The organism is Psychrobacter sp. Ps4 (genome assembly GCF_022129285.1).
GTDB lineage: Bacteria > Pseudomonadota > Gammaproteobacteria > Pseudomonadales > Moraxellaceae > Psychrobacter > Psychrobacter immobilis_A.
Map to the genome: position 1 here is coordinate 288,336 of NZ_JADQAK010000001.1, position 18,176 is coordinate 306,511.

Below are 18,176 nucleotides of genomic sequence, written 5' to 3' on the forward strand. Positions count from 1 at the left end.
TTTCAGACATTAATAGAACAAAAGCGAGAAATATGACGACTTCACGAAGTATATAAAAAGTTCATGACGAATTGAGACAGACTAAATAAGGAAGTAAAAAGTAAAGCAGTATTTTGCTACTCCCTTACTCATAGATAGCGTACTAAAAGTTGATACCGAATAACGGCTAGGAGAATGTTGATGAATGCCTGTTTAAATACAGTCTATACCATAATGCTACAGGCTTACTATTATAAGAAATTGCAAAGGTTTTGAAAAATGTAAAAACCTTTCACGCTATTCAATAATTAGCGTAAAAGGTTTTCTGATATTATTTTTAATAATCCACAGTGTAGCTCAACCCGTAAGTTGTGCCCGATGCAGGCAGACGATTCAAGTCACCATAGGTTGTTTGATGATAGACCGTTAGATAATCCTTATTGAGTAAGTTATAAATCCCATAGTCTACTCGGCCTACCGGCATTTTGACTTGTCCTAATACATCAAGCGTCATATAACCTGTGACTGGTAATGCGCTAGAATCAGGATCTTTTTGTTGATCCTTAAAGGCTTTATCATCACCGCCAATTGCCAATGCTTGTAGACGTATATTACTGCCTTCATCGAAGTTGTATTGTGCAAATGCGGTGCCTTTAAGTGGTGTCAAGCGTACGGCATCCAGCTCCAACCAATCACCATCTTTATCATACTGGCCACGAGTATAGGCGACACTGCCACCCACTTGCCATTGATCATCAATATCATGGCTGAGCGAGCCTTCTACGCCGTAGACGCGCTCATCGGTATCGACGACTTCTACCGTATAGTCATTGGTAAAGCGTACCGTTTTATCTGATTCATTGTAAAAACCGCTCAATCGTGCAGCAGTACTGCCATGCTTACCTTGCCAGCCCAACTCGTAATTGTCGATCGCAATAGGCTGTACGTTGTCTGAGTTGACGACAAAGCCTGCTCGTACATCACGTAGCGCACGCTGAATGTCAGCAGTGGTAAAGCCTTGTGAAAAATTGGCAAATACTTGGTCATTTGGGGTTAATTGATAGCTGGTACCGATATTAAATAGGGTTTTATCGTGGTCTGTATTGCCCTTTTCCACTTGACCAGCCTGATAGTCAATGCCATAAGCATCACTGACACCGTTGATGAGAGGATCATTAAAATACTCTTCGAGCAATTGCTCATAAATGGGCGTGAAAGTAGCCGTTTCTGCTTTGAGTTTTTGATAGCGCACGCCAGCACTGGTATGCCATTTATCAGTGATATCTATATCCGCATTGACAAAAGCGCCCCATTTATCGATGGTGGTATCTGGTCCACCATTATAGCTAAGACCATTTGGCTGAGCACTTAGACCGTTACTGGCTTTAAATTTATCTAAGTCTTGACCTTCATAGGTTTGCTCGCTTTTTTCGCGTTCAAAGTCAACCCCGTAGCTAAATAGTGTCTTTTTACCCACGATTTCGCTATCCGTTTGCATGGCGACGCGTAGACCCATCACTTCAATATCTGCCTCTGATTGAGTGACCAATGTTGCTGCCTCCAACAGCTTACCTAGCGTGGCTTTATCAGTCAGACCATTGGCTTGCCATACTTCAGCAGCTTGGCTTGCTGCACTCTTGGCAGAAGGGTAAAAACGGCCTTTTTCATCTCGATAGTAGCCAGTCACGCTCAGATTTGAGCCTGCAATATCATCATTATTATAATTTAGGTTCACTGATGTTTTTTCCGTAAAAGGCTCATTCTGTATATTGGCACCATCAATGGCTTCTAAGGACGGTTTTGCGCCAAATAATACTTCCAAACCATCACCGTAGTCTGGACCGTAGTCCGTATCCTGCTCATCTTTGTAGTAAGTCACTGCCAAATCGAGACGCTGACTGTCAGTGAGCTCTATACCCAAGCTACCATTAATACTTAGCGACTCGGTATCTTGTTGGTCAGTTTGATTGACGTCTGGACTGATGCGATTATCGTGGCTATCGAATTTGCCGCCCTTACGATCATAATCCACATCTAGGCGACCATAGACTCGCTCACCGCCATAACCTAATGTCTGCCCCATATGATAACCCAATGAATCTGAGTCAAAATTACGACTGCTACTGACGCCGACTCTGGTTTGCCTGATAGAGCCATAACCCACCATAGATTTTGTGACGAGATTAATCAGACCACCAGCCGCGCCAGCCCCATAAATACTGGTCGCACCAGAGAGCACTTCTACCCGCTCAAGCTGCGCAGGGTCGATACTGTTTAGCTCGCGTGAAAGGCTGCGTGAGCCACTCAATGGCACACCATTCAGCAAAAACTGCACGGGACGGCCATGCATGGTCGTGCCATAGTTACTGGTTGAGCCGCTGCTCGCCCCCAAACTTGGAATTAGCTGAGCCAATATATCTCCAGTAGTGCGATTGCCTGTCGCCTGCATCTGCAGCTCATTTTCGGTAATTACCTGTGTGACGGCGGGCATCTCACTAATTTTTTGTGCCAAAGCCGTTCCTGTCCTTGCTTTAGCAGTGACCGTAATGGTATCTAAAGTCACGTTTGGTAACTCACTTGAGGCGGCATTGACAGCTAAGTCTTCTGAAAGCCTCGTATTTGAAGCGATGTCCATAGCACTGACATTGTTTTGTGCATATAGTTGCTGGCTGATACAAAGGGTAAGAAAGGATAGAGCAACTTGATGGTGGCGTTTCATATTCACTTCACTTAATTGGAGGATCAAAGAGTGGTAAAAGTTATATTTAGCTAATAATGCTGTGTGTACTAACTTTGTGAACAATATTGTAAATGATAATCATTGTTGTTTCTATAATTATTTACAATATCGAAAACCCTTATTGCTCCCAAAAAATACTGCTCCAGCGTCACTCAAGATTCGACATCTATCTAAGCGGTATCCATAATTCAATTGATGGCTCTCTATATGGCTAAACACTGATATATTATTCATATCACCCAAGCGCCTGAACAAGGCTTCTTAGATCATATGATGGCCTTGGTACGATAGAAGATGCCAAAAGTCCCAGAACGCCAGATGAAATAGCACTGACTATATTGCCGTTCTCTCAAAAGGCAATATAGTCAGTGCTATTTTTATTTCAGCGGCTTTGTTAGTTTGCTTAATTTCGACAACGATTGGCGTAGTAGTCATGAGCTGGATGCTCAAGCTAAGGTGATTGTGATCTTGGGACGAGCGGTGGAAGCTGCTGGCGACGTCGATGTACTATGGATTTAGAACAACAATTACCAGAAGTGGCTCGCCGTGGTAGTACGCTACTGCTCATTTCATTAATATTAGACCAATACGGTCTTATGAATTTGCCGGCAAGAGAGATAAATACTGGGTGTTCAGTAGGTGTCACTTTCGTTCTGCTAGGCATGATCATGGAGCTGTGGCTCACTCCTTCATTTTAAGTGCCATAAAAAGCACTCCAATAGGCACCGCTAAATCTACTTTTCATCTTAAGAATTAATCGGGTGCGTTAATATGATGTGTTTAAATATAATTCAGTAAGCCTATAACAAGCTTTCAATGAGCACCATTCTATTTATGCTTTAGGTAACAACTTGCCAGTAGAATAACGAGTAATTATTGATATCGCTAAGTCTACGTCTCATCTACTTTTTGAGCCTTGAACTCACAGAAGAGTGAATTATATGCTAATAAATTTCCTATTTGGGTGCGGCAAATCTTTAGCACTATAATTCACTAATCTATAATGATATTACAAACACGCCTTAACTCAAATCAAAAATCCATTGTGGCTGACAGCATAAATGTACGCGGCTCACCCAAGCCAAGACTGGTATAATGCGGCTTTGCCCAATAAGCTTTATTAGTTACGTTAGCAACACTCGTTCTTAATGTCAGCGGCTTTTTATCAATAGAGGTGGCATAACGTGCACCTAAATCATATACAGTGCGACTTGGTAATGACAGTGAGTTGCCTGCGTCAAGATATTGCTTAGATATCGAGTTTGCATTAGCTGTCAATGTCAAGTCTTGAATAAAAGGTAGATCCCATTCAACACCAAGCTTAGACTGCCATTGTGGGACACCTGTAGCTCTATTACCCTCATTAACGCCACCAAGCGTCTTGGTTAGCTTCGCATCAATATATGAAACCCCACCCATTAGGCGTATATCTTCAATGGGTGAGCCAAAAAACCCCCATTCAACACCTCGGTTACGCTGTTCGCCAGCATAAGAAAAGATATTACTAACAGGGTCTAAATAGCTATTAGGTTTCTCTATTTCATAAACACTTAGGGTATGTGAGAACTCACCAAGATCAAGCTTTACGCCAACTTCTTTTTGTTGCGTCTTATAAGGGGCAAACATTTCACCAGCATTTTCTGCATCTATCGGTGCAGTAGAACCTTGGCTCAAACCTTCTATATAGTTAGCATACAAAGAAACTTGATCGTTTACTTTACTTAGTAGCGCTATTGATGGCGTAGTCGCACTTTCGTTGTAATCCTTTGCTGATGCCAGCATACCTGCTTGTTTACTTTCTACCTGTTGATGTCGCAGTCCTAAAGTCAGCTGATATTTATCCTCAGCAAAAGACAGTGTGTCTGCAAGACCATAGCTGGTCAAATTCGTTTTTGTGTTCAGTAGCGCAGGAGAATTGAAGGGAATATTACGCGACTCCCATACTGGTTTATATATGTTCGTGACCCAGTCTTCAGCTAATAAACCCCTTCTAGCACTTAAATCATAATCTTCCTGATAGTCAACGATGTTAAATGCCAATTGATGATTAACTCGTCCTGTTTGGAATTTACTTTTTAACCCTATCTCAGCAGACTGTCTTTCGACTTCATCATCAACTTCTCCAAGGTTAGTCCGATAATCTCCTGCGGCATTGATAATCTGCGCGACAGAGGCACTCTGCGACTTAAATTTTGTTTTACTATTTCCGCCCGCACCATAAATCATTAAATCGTCAGTCACATCATATTCACCACGTATCATTAGCCCCTTATCTTCACTATCATTAAATGCCCAGCTTGGGTTCAGTAGCGTCTCTGGTTTGGGCGGCTTAGGAATCGACAATCCTGGTGCTAGGGTGAGACCGCGAGTCGGTCCATCGACACGATCTTTACTATGATAAAGATCTGTCGATAATCGAGCACGCTCTCCTTTCCAGTCCAGTGCAACAGAAGCCAGTTGCGCTTGTTTTTCTTGATCATTTACTGCACTATCACCCTCTCTATAAGCACCATTAATCCGAACACCAAACTGCTTGTCTTCACCAAAACGCCGTCCTACATCCACATGCCCACCAAGTTGTGAGTCTGATAAATATCTTGCCGTCACTCGCGTCAACGGCTCATCGCCTGCTCGTTTAGGCACTAGGTTGACTGCACCGCCTACTGAGCCTTTGGGCGGCATACCATTCAATAAAGCTGAGGGCCCTTTGAGTACTTCGATACGCTCAAACATCTCAGGTGAGCTACGATAATAAGGTGCCATACCGAATAGCCCGTCTACCGTAACATCACCAATGTCTGAAGAGAATCCACGGATAGAATAACTTTCAAGATTCTGGCCACCAACCCCACTGCTAAAGACGGCAGGATCAGTAGCAGCGATGACAGCCGTAATATCGATGGCTTGCTGATCTTCAATAAATTTATCGGTATAGCTGATGGCACTAAACGGCGTCTCTAAAAAATCCTTATTTCCCAAAAACCCAGCATGATTGGTATAGGTCACCTGCCCGCCTGCGTAGCTAGGATTGTCGTTGCGTTCTGCCACTACCGTTATCGCAGGCAAGGTCACTGTAGGAACGTTATTATCCTCGTCTAACGGTGGGGGTTTCGCTCCTTTGCCAGACTCAGTAGTTTGCTCACTATGTGTCACATTACTATTTGTCTGTGCATACGCTGATGGCATACAGATGAATACCGTCCCAGCGACTAGGCTCAAAGACATGGCAAGTCTTGCTGATACGATATAATTGAGCGCGAAAGAAGGATTAAGCGCAAAAGAAGGTTTGGTCAGTGTCGCCCGCTGTTTGACCCTATTTTTATGACCTAGGTGTTGAAGTTGGTGCATGGAAACGTCCTCTTGTTTTGATGGAAAATAATAATGCGAATAAAAATACAAATGATAATCATTAACAATTTAGGATAAGAAGAACCCTCTCTTTCTCACTTAATCATTCACTAGGCCGTGTCCTAGTCCTACGTTAAAAACATCATTCGTCTTAGGATAGCTTTAGAACGTTGGTTGATAACCTTTGAGGACATCGTCCATTATGATGTTTAATGAGGTTGGGCTGGCGGCTGCTATATACCACGCATCTGCATCAACAAAAACAACACGACCGTTTTTCCATGCTGCTGTTTGACGAAGTAAAGGGTTGCTCACCTCCTCAGGATTGATAATAGCGCGATGCTCCATGACAGCGGTACGGTCTACGATATAAAGAATGTCTGGATCTGCCTGCTGTATAAACTCACTAGAAATCGGTTGTCCATGTAGGCTGGTCTCTACAATCGTACTCGCAGGCTTCACACCCAAGTCATTAAAGATAAATCCATAGCGTGATTGCAGCCCAAAATTGCTAAAAGCCCCATTATTATGTAAGACAACCAGTGCTTTTTCTGGGCGGGTTTTTGTGAAGTCCTGAACCTCTTTGACTCTTGTATCTAACTGCGTGGCTTTTTGTTCTGCCAATGCCTCCTTATCAAAAATACGACCTAAAGTTAATAAGTGGCTTTTAACACTGGCTATATGCTGCTGACTGTTATTAAAATTCACATCGAAATGTAGAGTCGGTGCAATCCCTGACAGCTCTTGATAGTTAGCGGCGTGAAGCGGGGTCATCAAAATCAGATCAGGATGTAGCGCATGGATACGTTCCATATTTGGCTGAACAATAGCGCCCAAGTCCTCTACTGCGTCATCCGCTTTGTACTGCGAAAGAAAGTGCGGAATATAGTCTTTGACCATTCCTGCAATCGGAACATCGAGCTGATCCAAAAAATCAGCTTCATTCATATCCAGTACCGCGACGCGTTGCGGTCGATTATTGATGACAGTAGTACCAAGCTCATGCTTGATCGTGATGGGCGTCTCAAGTTTTTGTGACGCGTGTGCTGGCTCATTTGTCAGCTCAGTAGAAGTTTTTTCGCATCCTTGTAATGATACCGCTGCCGACATGACCAGTACCCAAACCCAATCTCTCTTACTCAAATTCATACTGCATCCCCTGATAAATTGAAGTAGTTGCACAGGCAACCACGTTCACTACGAATGATCTCAAAATCAAGATCGTATAACTCACTTAAGTTGGCTTCTGTCACGACCTGTTCAGACAGACCACTAAAGCTAAGCGTGCCATTCTTCAACGCCACAATATGGTCAGAATAGTTGGCTGCAAAATTGATATCATGAATCACCAAAATAACCGTGCGCCCCTGCTCATCACATAGACGGCGTAAGGCTTGCATGATTTGTACTGCATGCTTCATGTCAAGATTGTTTAGTGGCTCATCCAATAACAACACGTCTGTTTGTTGCGCGATGGTCATCGCCAAAAAAGCCATTTGCCGCTGTCCACCACTTAATTCATCCAAATAAGAATGACGTAGAGGCTCTAATGCCAAAAAATCAATGGCCTCATCAATGATGCGTCGATCTTCTGTGGTTAACGCACCACGGCTATACGGAAAGCGCCCAAAGGAGATCAGCTCTTCCACGGTTAATCGTAGATTAAACCCTGGAGACTGCCGTAATGTCGCAACGTGATGCGCGTATTCAGAAGTACCAATCTCACGGATGTCACGATCATTGAATGATATCTGACCACTACTTGGCTCCAATAGCCTTGCCATCATCATCAACAAGGTGGATTTTCCAGCACCATTAGGACCAATTAAAGAGGTAACACTGCCAGCCTGAAATTCTAGGCTAATATCTGATAGCACAGATTTTTTGCCATAGTTTTTATGGACATGGTTGATGGTAATCATGTGAACCCTCTAGTACGGACAGTCAGCGCGAGAAAATAGATGCCACCCACAAGGTTGACGAGAATACTGACACTGGTTTTATAATTAAAGACATGCTCAACAAAGATTTGAGCGATTAAAAATATGGCGATAGTAATGGCACAAGCGATGGGTAAGGTGACTCTATGCCAGTTACTCCCTGCAAGCGCATAAGCGATGTTGGCAATGAACACGCCCATAAATACCGTAGGACCGATCAAGCTCGTTGACACAGCCACCAAAATGGCAATTAAAGCAAGATATAACTTAACGTATTTAGGATGGTTTACACCAAGAGACAGCGACTGCTCACGGCCAAGCGCCATCACATCTAAGACAGGCAATGTTTTACGACTAACCCATAGTACGGTGGCTACCGCAAGCGCTCCATAAAACAGAGTCTCTGGCTGAGATCGATTAAACGAGGTATAGCTCAACCCCTGAAAAACCGAAAACTCTCCGGGGCTAATACGCAGCTGAATAAACTGCGTAATCGTACCGATGACCATCGTCAGTACCAAGCCAAACAACAACAAGGTATAGACATCATTTTTACATCGAGGGAAAAGCCAGTGATGAAGTGCCCAAGAATATGCCAGCATCAATACGATTGATACGATAAAATTACCACTGACACCCAGCAGCATCAGTCCATTTGTACCCATCACAAACAGCAGCAGCACTTGCCACAGTAAATAAACAGCCTCATAGCCCATGATAGAAGGTGCCAAAATACGATTGCCAACAATAGTTTGAAAGATTATAGATGAAAAAGCTAAGCATATACTACCGAGAACAATAGTCGCTAGACGCATCAAACGCTTAGGAATTAAGTAATTAAAATCTAAATCAGAGCCTATAAATAAGAAAATAAGCGCCAGCAATATAATCATTATCAAGGTCGTCCAAATCTTTGCCGCAGTACTCATCTTACTCCCCTCATGATTAACACAAGGAATATCACACCGCCTACCCCGCCTGCGGTAAGGCCAATAGGAACCTCAAAAGGATAAATGACGAGCCGCCCAAAAATATCACAAATCAGCAGCAAACAAGCACCGCCTAAGGCGACTACTGGCAGTGTCCGCGACAGGTTTTCCCCGTACTTTAGAGCGACTAGATTTGGAATAACCAGCCCCACAAAAGGTATGGCGCCGATGGTGATGACTGAAGCGGCCACCGTTACTGAGACTAGCATAAGCCCTAAGGCAGCTGTCGCCGCATAGCCGAGTCCTAGACTGGCGGCCATGTCCTCGCCCATACCCAGTACCGTAAAGCGATGGGCATAAATATAGGCTAATACAATGATGGGCAAAATAATATAAATCAGCTCGTAATGACCTTGTACAACCCTTGAAAAATCTCCCAACAACCACCCTTGCATACTTTGTAAAATATTATGGCGATACGCATAAAACTCCGCAATTGAGCTCAGCACACTGCCATACATCAACCCAAGGACAGGAATAAGAACAGCGCTCTTAAACTTAATACGGCTAATAATGAGAATAAAAAGTAAGCTTGAGGCAAAGCAAAAAACCAGCGCAAAGATCATTTTACTACTCGTACTGGCATTAGGAAGCATGGTGAGCGAGACCAAAATGCCAAGTTTGGCAGCATCCAAACCCCCTGAAGTTGCGGGCTCAACAAACTTGTTACGGACGATGTGCTGTAAAATCACGCCGCTAACAGACAAACCCACTCCTGTCAGTACCAGCGCAATCAGCCGTGGTATACGGCTCGCCGTTAGGGTCAACCATGCATCGTTGGAGAAATTAAAGAGGGCGATAAGTGAGGTCTGTTTTGAGCCCAGCATAAGAGAAACGGCACAGAGTAAAATGAGTAACAAAGATAGTGAGCGCATTATTGAAGTTCTTCTTACTTATTACGAATGACTTTTTACTACGCTGAAACATACCACCAACAGTCTATAAAACTCATTGCTAGGATTTTTCATTAAAGCATAAATGAGAATCAATCATACTATGCTTGTTTGAATAGGTAAGTTGAATATAAGGTGAAATTGGGAAGTTATACCGTGAATAAGGGAACTTATTCGGAACGACACCTCAGCATTTACCAAGGTTTAAAGATTGAATTAACTCAGGCGCAACATAGGTTTGGTATAAATAAGTCGTATATCAGCAATGCTTATTTAGCTGATTTTAGAAGATTGTGGCAGCTTGACATCTATTGGTTGGCTAGATAAGTTGTGTGGGTGTAACGCCATAAAATTTGGCAAAAGCTTTACTGAAATTGCTAGGATCACGATAGCCAACATACCATGCAGTCTCTTGGACGCTTTTATATTCATCTAGCAACAAACGCATTGCTTCCTGCATACGCAGTTCACGGATAAAGCTGCCGATTGTTTTACCCGTTTGTTGTTTGAACTGTTGCTTGAGATAGCATTCGTTTATACCCACTCGTTGAGCCAACAAGGAAATTGTTAATTTATTACTGTACTCTTGGCGAATAATATCAACGGCCTGATCAATTTGGCTTTTTTGGTTTGCTAATCGGCCTGATATATCTTGAATGCCTAAAATATCTTGGCAAAGCAGCAATGCTTGACTCTCTAAAGCTAATCGATCACTCAAAGTACAGCAAGGTAAAGAGAGGATATAAGCTGCACGAGCAAGTAGACGTGGCTGGTTGGATAAGCTGACTTGAACCATTTCAGGATCTTGATTATTAGAAGGTAATAGCCATGTTGGAACAGCGAAGCTTTCTGCCCAGCGCGACAACAATGTTTGATTAAAATCGATTGTTACGATATGGCTATTTATAGGGGAATTCTGCAAATATTCAGTGTCAACTATAGAGTTTATATCACCAAAATCTCCTGATCGTCGCCAAATTTGCTGCGAATGAATACTTGTATCAGTCCGTAAATTACTAGCATGTAAGGTATAGTTCGCATCTACAATTAAGTGCATCCCTACATCACAAGAAAATGGTGCGGCGGGTTCCACCAAAGATTGGCTGCTAGCAATGCTGTTTCGACCGAGCACGATACCATTATGCAAGCTCAGTAAGTCACCATAACCAGAGCTGCCATCATAAGTTGGACGTTTAATCAAATAGTCAGAATCAGGATGATCGAAAGACCAGTATTCGGTCTGATAGTGGTCGTAAAATGCATGTAAGTTTGCCATATAAATACAATCAAGATGTTTTGGTATGTGTGTTTATGTTATATCCAGCTAAAAATAGCTTTACACGTATAAATAGCCAGTTCTCCAGTCTTGAAGCAATAATAGCATTATTAGTAATAAACAATCATCTTAATGTTAATGATTATCAATTAAATATAATTCAATGGTATTCACATACCAAAAAGGAGTAAGCATGAGTCTGCTGATAGCGAATATAAAAAAAGAGCTTGATGATATTGAACAGTTTTGGAAGCCTACTGATATCGCTCAGTTTAATCAATTAACCGTAAAACTGGCTAAATTGAAAGGTGAATATGAATGGCATAATCACGAATATGAAGATAAGCTATTTCACGTATTGTCAGGCCAGTTATTTATTATATTAGAAGACAAAACCGTAGAGGTGAACGCTGGTGAAGTTGTTGTTATTCCTAAGAACAGCAACCATAAACCTTATGCGCCTACTGAAACGAGTGTAATGTTTTTTGAACCTTTATGAATATATAGCCGGTACAATATAATTCAGATACAAGGAAGGCGAGCGAAAGTACTACAAATAGTAGACTAAGCGAGCCTGACACCGTATCTGATTTATATAGGATTGACTATAGAATTAAATCTATAACAATGTTTCTATTACAGCTATTTGATTGAAATGCATCTGAGCACTCAGTATTAATAATTTGTAAAGCCGTTAAAAATACTGCCGCCTTTGTAAATTAAATGTCGAAAATGCAATATGCATAATAAACTTATCAACCATTTATTGAATACCCACTTTGCTTTTCAAAGAGTGGTCAGCCAATCAATCTTGCAGATTTTTCTCCTAATGAAGGTGTGAATATTAGCACTCTCATTACTCGCGTTTATATTATTTCAATATCAGGATATAACGAGGCTAAGTTAACCAAATCCCTCCAATGAGTAGGAGCTTCTCTGCCTGCTTACAAAGCTATCTGGAGATATGCATATGTCAAATAGCTGGTTTTAAATAAGTCGTCATCTGCGTTTCAATGCTATTGTATTAGCATATAAACTTGATTATTTTTCCTCACGGTATAAGATGTTTTTTGCTTCTACTCTAAAATCTTCATGACTAATCGCAGGCTCAATGCTAGCTGTATTTAGGTTCACATGTGAGACAGACGCTTCTGGCTCACGATATAAGATATTCTGTGCTTCCTGTCTAAAATCACCATAACTGATAGCAGTCTCGACTTGAGCGTGCTTAGCTTCAACATTAGCCTGATTGTGATTTTTTTTAACCTCTGCTAGAGGTGAACTATCTGCTGCCGACTCGTTGATTTGATGAGTAGCTACCGTAACAGGTAGATGAACACTTACCATGGATGTTTGAGGGATTGTTGAAAAAAAACGAGCCGACACAAATATAGTCATTAACAACAAGACACCCACTATAGCAAACCATTTTACATGACTCAGCAAACTGTCTTTTGCTAGCTTTGCTGTGTCGGTTGCTAATAGTGGCTCGTTATTAGAATTACTGGATAAGCCAACACTTTTATTGATATCACTTTTATTGTCTGAGAGAGTCATAATTCAATACCGAGTCAATCCATGTTATGAACGGCCTATCACCGTATCCTTGATCTCAGGATACGGGCTCTCGGGTATGTTGCAATGATTTTTGGTATGAGCGATAGAATTGACTGATAAGCGGCTTGAAAGCACTATTATTGTATGGCTAGTTGCTGATGAGCAATTTGAAAAATGGTAATAAAAATGAGATGAATTGCAGTCTAATAAGCAAAATAGCACAGGTTATCTCGAGGTATTAAGCAGATATTTAACGCTGCTTGGCAAAATTCAGTCCATTTGAATTGAGAACATGCCTTAGATTGAATGACTAGTTGAAATTATGAATGCGTAACAGACCCTAATCATTGGTCTCACGATACAAGGTACTTTGGGATTCTTCTCTAAAGTCATCATAAGTGATGGCTGCATCAGCTGCTGGCATGGTCGATGGGGCTTCAGTAGTCTCTACCCCATTAGGATTAGTGTCTGAATTCTCAGTGGTGGATTCATCTGGTTGCGACATCACTGCCGATTTGTCTATCGCGCCTGTATCAGCAGAAGGTTGGTTGTCATCGGTTACTACTGCTTTGCCAGTGCTGACAGTTGGTGCTGCATCTGTCGTTGTTGTTTTCGTCTCTGCACTATCAGGTGCAATCGTTTTCGTTGAGGTCGATAGAACGCCGGTGAGAATTAGTGTTGCTACAATAATAGCAATCAATAATGAGCCAAAGATCATGCCAATAATAAGCGGTTTTTTGCTACTTACTTGCTTTTCCTTTGATTTTGCTAATTGTTTAGCAATGGCACTGTCATTTACAGCATCGTTATTATTAGATAGCTGTTCGTTTCTAACTTTTTCAGCTACTAATCTTTCTGAATCTTGACGTTTTAAATCATCAGCATTCACGCTGTCAGCGATATATAAAGAAAATTTATCGTTATTTGCATCAGAATCTAAAGAGTTGTCAGTATTAGCTATCGGTGCATGATTTGTCGAAAAACCCTCGTCTTTATCGTCATCAGAAAAATCTACATTAATACCTGTGCTCACGCTTTCTTGCTCTAAAGTAGCAAATAATTCTAGCTCTGTGGCGCTTAATGGCTCATACGATGAAAGATGGTTGGTATTCTTTAGTGGTTTTAATGCATTTTCTTTGAAAGTAGCGTTTTCCTCATTACTATCAACATTTTCGACACGCGTGATGAAACGCTCGTAGATATTATCTTTACGCATACGCTTACGTGGCTTAGTATTAGCAATTTTGGCTAAATTTGCCTCTAACTGCGCATTAGGGCTATTTTTTTTGTCGCTCATGAAGTAATACCAAACCAGTTTTTACCGCGAAAAAGTAGATAACGGCTAGAATTAAGAATAAAGTTTTTATTGTTTGCTAAATTGTAACACTAACGTTAATAAACAATATAGTAGCTCGCCTCGTTCGCTTCAAGCATAATTTGTCGCTTACTGCTCTTATTCGGATAAAATAATCAAAATAGCCAAGAGAAGATAAGCCACAAGCAACGGTGACATCATAAACAAGTGAGCATAAAGATATGGATTTAAAACAGCTCAACGCTTTTATTGCTATCGCAGATTCACGGAGCTTTAGTGCCGCAGCGACTAAAACTGGATTGTCACAACCAAGCTTGAGTCGTCTGCTTAAACAGCTTGAAACAGATATGGGTGTGGAATTAGTCGATCGCTACCATAGACCGCTACATCTGACCGAAGCGGGTACATTCTTTTACGACAAAATCAGCGCCATATTGACAGAGATTGATACCGTCACCAGCATGACGCAGCGGCTATCGACGCCCAGTAGCATGCTAAATATTGGCTTTGTCCCATCCGTGCTTTATGGATTGCTTCCTGAAATCATTGCCATGCTTAAGCAATCCAGCCCCGATATCGAAGTCAATCTCAAAGACATCAGCTCATATCAACAAATAGAGGCGCTCAAATCTGGTGAAATAGACATCGGTTTTGGGCGTTTCCCTCATCAAGATCCATGGATTCAGCAAATACTACTGCGTCATGAGCGTTATGTCGTTGCCTTACCGAAAGCCCATCCTTTGGCGCATGTAAAGGAGCAACGGTTGATAGACTTAGCAAACAATCGACTGATTCTCTACCATCAAACCCATTTACCGATAGCGACTAGCGTAAGATCAACAAGTGCAAAGCTGGATAGTAATACAAAATCCAGACGCACAAGCGCTGAGCAATCCACACTTAGCGCGCCTATTACGGAGCCGTTGCTACACTTATTCGCACAATACGGTATTTCGCCTTTTATGACTACGACGGTGAGTGACTTGCAAGTAGCGCTAGGATTGGTGGCGGCTGGCGAAGGCATTACGCTTGTGCCTGCTAGCCTAAAGACTGTGCGTACCGACCAAATCAGTTATCAACGTTTAGTACACGAAAACGTCACCTCCCCTATTTATCTACATACACTCAAAGATTTCGTTCATCCCAGCATTTCTGATTTACTGAGCGCCACCTATCAGGTATATGAGCAGCGCGGCATCACTTATCGGCAGCAAAAATTTGTGTCACAGCCTTAAATTATCAGATATTGAATGGATATTGTGTTATAAAGAACCGCTAAAAAATAATCAGCCTTAATACTTGATATTATCAACTGATTATGCTAACTAAAAAGAATGGCAATGCAAACAAATAGTAATAACAACTAGAATAATCATTCTCCTGACTGGCTTCGGTGTGCTAAAGTCGATACAAGATGAATCGTTTTATATTTAAGCAGTTTATAAAGCGCTTCTCTCATGATCATTGGCAAGCTGACACAGGTAAGTGATAATTTGCCGTTTTAACCATTTAGAGGTATTCATGACCACACAACCACTCAATAACCCACGCACCAACCCAAATGCCACTGACGATACCGCGACCTCGCCGCAAGAAGGCTTTAGCTGGCGTATCTTTGGTCCCGGTATTTTGATGGCAACCGCTGCTATCGGTGGCTCGCATTTGATTTCATCGACGCAGGCTGGCGCTATATATGGCTGGCAACTGGCCATTATGATTATTTTAGCCAACGTTTTTAAGTATCCATTTTTTCGCTTTGCAACCGACTACGTCTATGACACTGGCGAGAGTTTGATTGCAGGCTATGCCAAACGCTCAAAAGTATATCTGTGGGTATATTTTATACTCTCTATCCTATCAGCCGTCATTAGTACGGGCGCGGTCTCATTAATAGCAGCGGTTATCTTAGGTTTTATGCTACCCGCCTCCCTTGGTCTTTCGACGATGGTGCTGTCATTGATTATCGTGGCGGTTTCTTGGTTCTTTTTAATTGCGGGTCACTATAAGCTGCTCGATGGTGTGACCAAATGGATTATGATTGCCTTGACGACTGCGACCGTCGCTGCTGTCATCATTGCCGCTGGCAAGCCGACAGTCATGGCTGCTGACTTTGTCGCCGCCTCTCCTTGGAATTTAGCAACTTTAGGTTTCATCGTGGCACTCATGGGCTGGATGCCAGCACCGCTTGAGTTTGCCGCCATTACCTCGATGTGGACTTCTGCCAAAGTCAAAGCCGATCACACCACCCATCGCCAAGGTTTGCTTGACTTTAACGTGGGTTATGCCGTTTCTGCCATTTTGGCATTGTTCTTCTTATCGTTAGGTGTGTTTGTACAGTATGGCTCAGGACAAGAAATTGAGCTGGTCGGTGGCGCTTATATCAATCAGTTGATTAACATGTATACCGCAACCATCGGTGAATGGTCACGTCTATTGGTCGCTTTCGTCGCCTTTATGTGTATGTTTGGCACGACGATTACCTGTGCAGACGGTTATGGCCGTGCCAACGCTGAGTGCTGGCGTCTAATAAAAGGTGAAAGCGAAATCAACAAAAAGCAAATCGCTTTTTGGACGACCTATGCTATCGGTGGTGGGTTGATGATTATCACTTTCTTTACTGGACAACTAGGTACTATGCTTAAGTTTGCCATGATATCAGCGTTTGTCTCAGCGCCTATCTTTGGTTGGTTGAATTATTCGCTGGTAAAAAACCATAAGAAACTGTCTTTTAGCATGAATGCACTCTCTATCGCAGGACTCATCTTCTTAACGGGTTTTGCGCTGTTATTTTTAGCCAATCTTGCTGGACTATTTGGCTAGGTATCAGTTTTAAAAATATCTATTTATATCATAAAAGCCCTTTTAGCTTAGCTATTAGGGCTTTTTGGTAAGCTAAAATCATGAATCGATAAAAATAAGCGCAACCGCTATTGTAAATAAATGTAAATAATGAGCTATACGTGTCTTTGTGAATTCAGCAATATGAATAATAGTTTGAGCAAACCATTACTTTATAGATAATGCTATTTATATAGTGGATAATATTAATTTTAATAAACTAGTTGTTTAAATTATTTAAATAAACATGCTCAAACAATGCTTTTCACTCACTGATTATTGAGTATAATCGAACACAATAACGATAATACTATCTCTCTATGCAAGGACACTCACATGACTTTATCTTCAGCAGGCGCACGCTTTCGCAGTGCCCTCACTCAAAAAAATGATAACAACCAACCATTACAGATCGCAGGTGCTATCAATGCCTATACTGCAATGATGGCGACCCAAGTCGGTCACCAAGCGTTATATCTCTCTGGTGCTGGTGTGGCAAATGCCTCATTTGGTCTTCCTGATTTGGGTATGACTAGCCTTGATAATGTACTAGAAGATGCACGACGTATCACTGACGCAGTTGATACGCCGTTATTAGTAGATATCGACACTGGTTTTGGCGGTGCATTCAACATTGCCCAAACCATCAGAAAAATGGAAAAAGCGGGCGTGGCAGCGGTACATATCGAAGACCAAGTGGCGCAAAAGCGCTGTGGTCATCGCCCAAATAAAGAAATCGTCAGTATTTCAGAAATGGTTGATCGTTTAAAAGCGGCATTGGATGCCAAAACGGATCCTGATTTTGTGGTCATGGCACGTACGGATGCGCTATCGGTAGAAGGCTTAGACGCTGCTGTCGAGCGCGCTGTTGCCTTCCAAGAAGCAGGCGCAGACATGATTTTTGCCGAGGCGTTAACCGATATCGAGATGTATCGTAAATTTACTGACGTACTAGATATTCCAGTACTTGCCAACATGACAGAGTTTGGTCAGACCGACCTATATACCACTGATCAACTGTATAGCGTGGGTGTCGAGATGGTGTTGTACCCACTATCAGCATTCCGTGCGATGAACAAAGCAGCATTAAACGTTTATCAGCATCTATTAACTGATGGCACACAAGAAAAAGTTGTAGATACCATGCAAACTCGCATGGAGCTGTATGATTTCTTAAATTATCATGAGTTTGAGCAGACGCTAGACAAGCTATTTGCTAATAAGTAGTTAAGCATTCGTCATTGGCAACACTGAAAAGATAGCTCGCCTTTGAGTGTGTTATCTTTTCGAAATCCGTCTTC

General features: G+C 42.0%; 13 protein-coding genes. 4 read left to right on the forward strand and 9 right to left on the reverse strand.

Annotated features, from left to right (window positions below; genetic code table 11):
• Positions 1 to 316: 316 nt before the first annotated feature.
• From I3252_RS01150 to I3252_RS01180, 7 genes are all read right to left on the reverse strand, one after another.
• Complete coding sequence (locus I3252_RS01150; RefSeq protein ID WP_238033944.1) at positions 317 to 2,698, reverse strand: TonB-dependent receptor; 2,382 nt, start codon at positions 2,696 to 2,698, stop codon at positions 317 to 319.
• A gap of 1,053 nt (positions 2,699 to 3,751) precedes the next feature.
• Positions 3,752 to 6,067, reverse strand: coding sequence for a TonB-dependent siderophore receptor (locus I3252_RS01155; RefSeq protein ID WP_238033945.1), 2,316 nt, complete (start codon positions 6,065 to 6,067; stop codon positions 3,752 to 3,754).
• Between the two features lie 162 nt (positions 6,068 to 6,229).
• Positions 6,230 to 7,216 (reverse strand): siderophore ABC transporter substrate-binding protein, encoded by a 987-nt coding sequence (locus tag I3252_RS01160; RefSeq protein ID WP_193836977.1) that lies wholly within the window; start codon positions 7,214 to 7,216, stop codon positions 6,230 to 6,232.
• Positions 7,213 to 7,989, reverse strand: coding sequence for an ATP-binding cassette domain-containing protein (locus I3252_RS01165; protein WP_193007409.1), 777 nt, complete (start codon positions 7,987 to 7,989; stop codon positions 7,213 to 7,215). The genes I3252_RS01160 and I3252_RS01165 overlap by 4 nt, the downstream gene beginning before the upstream one ends.
• Entirely contained in the window at positions 7,986 to 8,936 is a 951-nt protein-coding gene (locus I3252_RS01170) for an iron chelate uptake ABC transporter family permease subunit (RefSeq protein WP_193007410.1), read from the reverse strand. The genes I3252_RS01165 and I3252_RS01170 overlap by 4 nt, the downstream gene beginning before the upstream one ends.
• Positions 8,933 to 9,871, reverse strand: coding sequence for an iron chelate uptake ABC transporter family permease subunit (locus I3252_RS01175; RefSeq protein ID WP_193007411.1), 939 nt, complete (start codon positions 9,869 to 9,871; stop codon positions 8,933 to 8,935). Before I3252_RS01175 ends, I3252_RS01170 begins: the two co-directional genes overlap by 4 nt.
• A 337-nt stretch (positions 9,872 to 10,208) precedes the next feature.
• Positions 10,209 to 11,165, reverse strand: coding sequence for an AraC family transcriptional regulator (locus I3252_RS01180; RefSeq protein WP_198329938.1), 957 nt, complete (start codon positions 11,163 to 11,165; stop codon positions 10,209 to 10,211).
• Between the two features lie 193 nt (positions 11,166 to 11,358).
• On the opposite strand from I3252_RS01180, the gene I3252_RS01185 reads away from it, so the two are divergent.
• Complete coding sequence (locus tag I3252_RS01185) at positions 11,359 to 11,664, forward strand: cupin domain-containing protein (protein WP_060491130.1); 306 nt, start codon at positions 11,359 to 11,361, stop codon at positions 11,662 to 11,664.
• A 542-nt stretch (positions 11,665 to 12,206) separates the two neighbouring features.
• Here the strand turns inward: I3252_RS01185 and I3252_RS01190 are convergent.
• Positions 12,207 to 12,722, reverse strand: coding sequence for a hypothetical protein (locus tag I3252_RS01190; RefSeq protein WP_201501280.1), 516 nt, complete (start codon positions 12,720 to 12,722; stop codon positions 12,207 to 12,209).
• 340 nt (positions 12,723 to 13,062) lie between these two features.
• A complete protein-coding gene (locus tag I3252_RS01195; protein ID WP_238033946.1) occupies positions 13,063 to 14,019 on the reverse strand; it encodes a hypothetical protein in 957 nt (318 codons plus the stop codon).
• A gap of 239 nt (positions 14,020 to 14,258) precedes the next feature.
• On the opposite strand from I3252_RS01195, the gene I3252_RS01200 reads away from it, so the two are divergent.
• The 3 genes from I3252_RS01200 to prpB all read left to right on the forward strand — a co-directional run bounded on the left by I3252_RS01200 (position 14,259) and on the right by prpB (position 18,102).
• Positions 14,259 to 15,272, forward strand: a complete 1,014-nt coding sequence (locus I3252_RS01200) for a LysR family transcriptional regulator (RefSeq protein WP_201614266.1) — start codon at positions 14,259 to 14,261, stop codon at positions 15,270 to 15,272.
• A 397-nt stretch (positions 15,273 to 15,669) separates the two neighbouring features.
• Complete coding sequence (locus I3252_RS01205) at positions 15,670 to 16,857, forward strand: divalent metal cation transporter (RefSeq protein WP_238033987.1); 1,188 nt, start codon at positions 15,670 to 15,672, stop codon at positions 16,855 to 16,857.
• 354 nt (positions 16,858 to 17,211) lie between these two features.
• Entirely contained in the window at positions 17,212 to 18,102 is an 891-nt protein-coding gene (gene prpB, locus I3252_RS01210) for a methylisocitrate lyase (RefSeq protein ID WP_087815419.1), read from the forward strand.
• The last annotated feature ends 74 nt before the right edge of the window (positions 18,103 to 18,176 follow it).

What these genes read in the sequence shown, in the direction of transcription:
- I3252_RS01150 (WP_238033944.1), bottom strand. Translation starts at nt 2,698, where the DNA reads ATGAAACGCCACCATCAAGTTGCTCTATCCTTTCTTACCCTTTGTATC.
- I3252_RS01155 (WP_238033945.1), bottom strand. Translation starts at nt 6,067, where the DNA reads ATGCACCAACTTCAACACCTAGGTCATAAAAATAGGGTCAAACAGCGG.
- I3252_RS01160 (WP_193836977.1), bottom strand. Translation starts at nt 7,216, where the DNA reads ATGAATTTGAGTAAGAGAGATTGGGTTTGGGTACTGGTCATGTCGGCA.
- I3252_RS01165 (WP_193007409.1), bottom strand. Translation starts at nt 7,989, where the DNA reads ATGATTACCATCAACCATGTCCATAAAAACTATGGCAAAAAATCTGTG.
- I3252_RS01170 (WP_193007410.1), bottom strand. Translation starts at nt 8,936, where the DNA reads ATGAGTACTGCGGCAAAGATTTGGACGACCTTGATAATGATTATATTG.
- I3252_RS01175 (WP_193007411.1), bottom strand. Translation starts at nt 9,871, where the DNA reads ATGCGCTCACTATCTTTGTTACTCATTTTACTCTGTGCCGTTTCTCTT.
- I3252_RS01180 (WP_198329938.1), bottom strand. Translation starts at nt 11,165, where the DNA reads ATGGCAAACTTACATGCATTTTACGACCACTATCAGACCGAATACTGG.
- I3252_RS01185 (WP_060491130.1), top strand. Translation starts at nt 11,359, where the DNA reads ATGAGTCTGCTGATAGCGAATATAAAAAAAGAGCTTGATGATATTGAA.
- I3252_RS01190 (WP_201501280.1), bottom strand. Translation starts at nt 12,722, where the DNA reads ATGACTCTCTCAGACAATAAAAGTGATATCAATAAAAGTGTTGGCTTA.
- I3252_RS01195 (WP_238033946.1), bottom strand. Translation starts at nt 14,019, where the DNA reads ATGAGCGACAAAAAAAATAGCCCTAATGCGCAGTTAGAGGCAAATTTA.
- I3252_RS01200 (WP_201614266.1), top strand. Translation starts at nt 14,259, where the DNA reads ATGGATTTAAAACAGCTCAACGCTTTTATTGCTATCGCAGATTCACGG.
- I3252_RS01205 (WP_238033987.1), top strand. Translation starts at nt 15,670, where the DNA reads ATGGCAACCGCTGCTATCGGTGGCTCGCATTTGATTTCATCGACGCAG.
- prpB (WP_087815419.1), top strand. Translation starts at nt 17,212, where the DNA reads ATGACTTTATCTTCAGCAGGCGCACGCTTTCGCAGTGCCCTCACTCAA.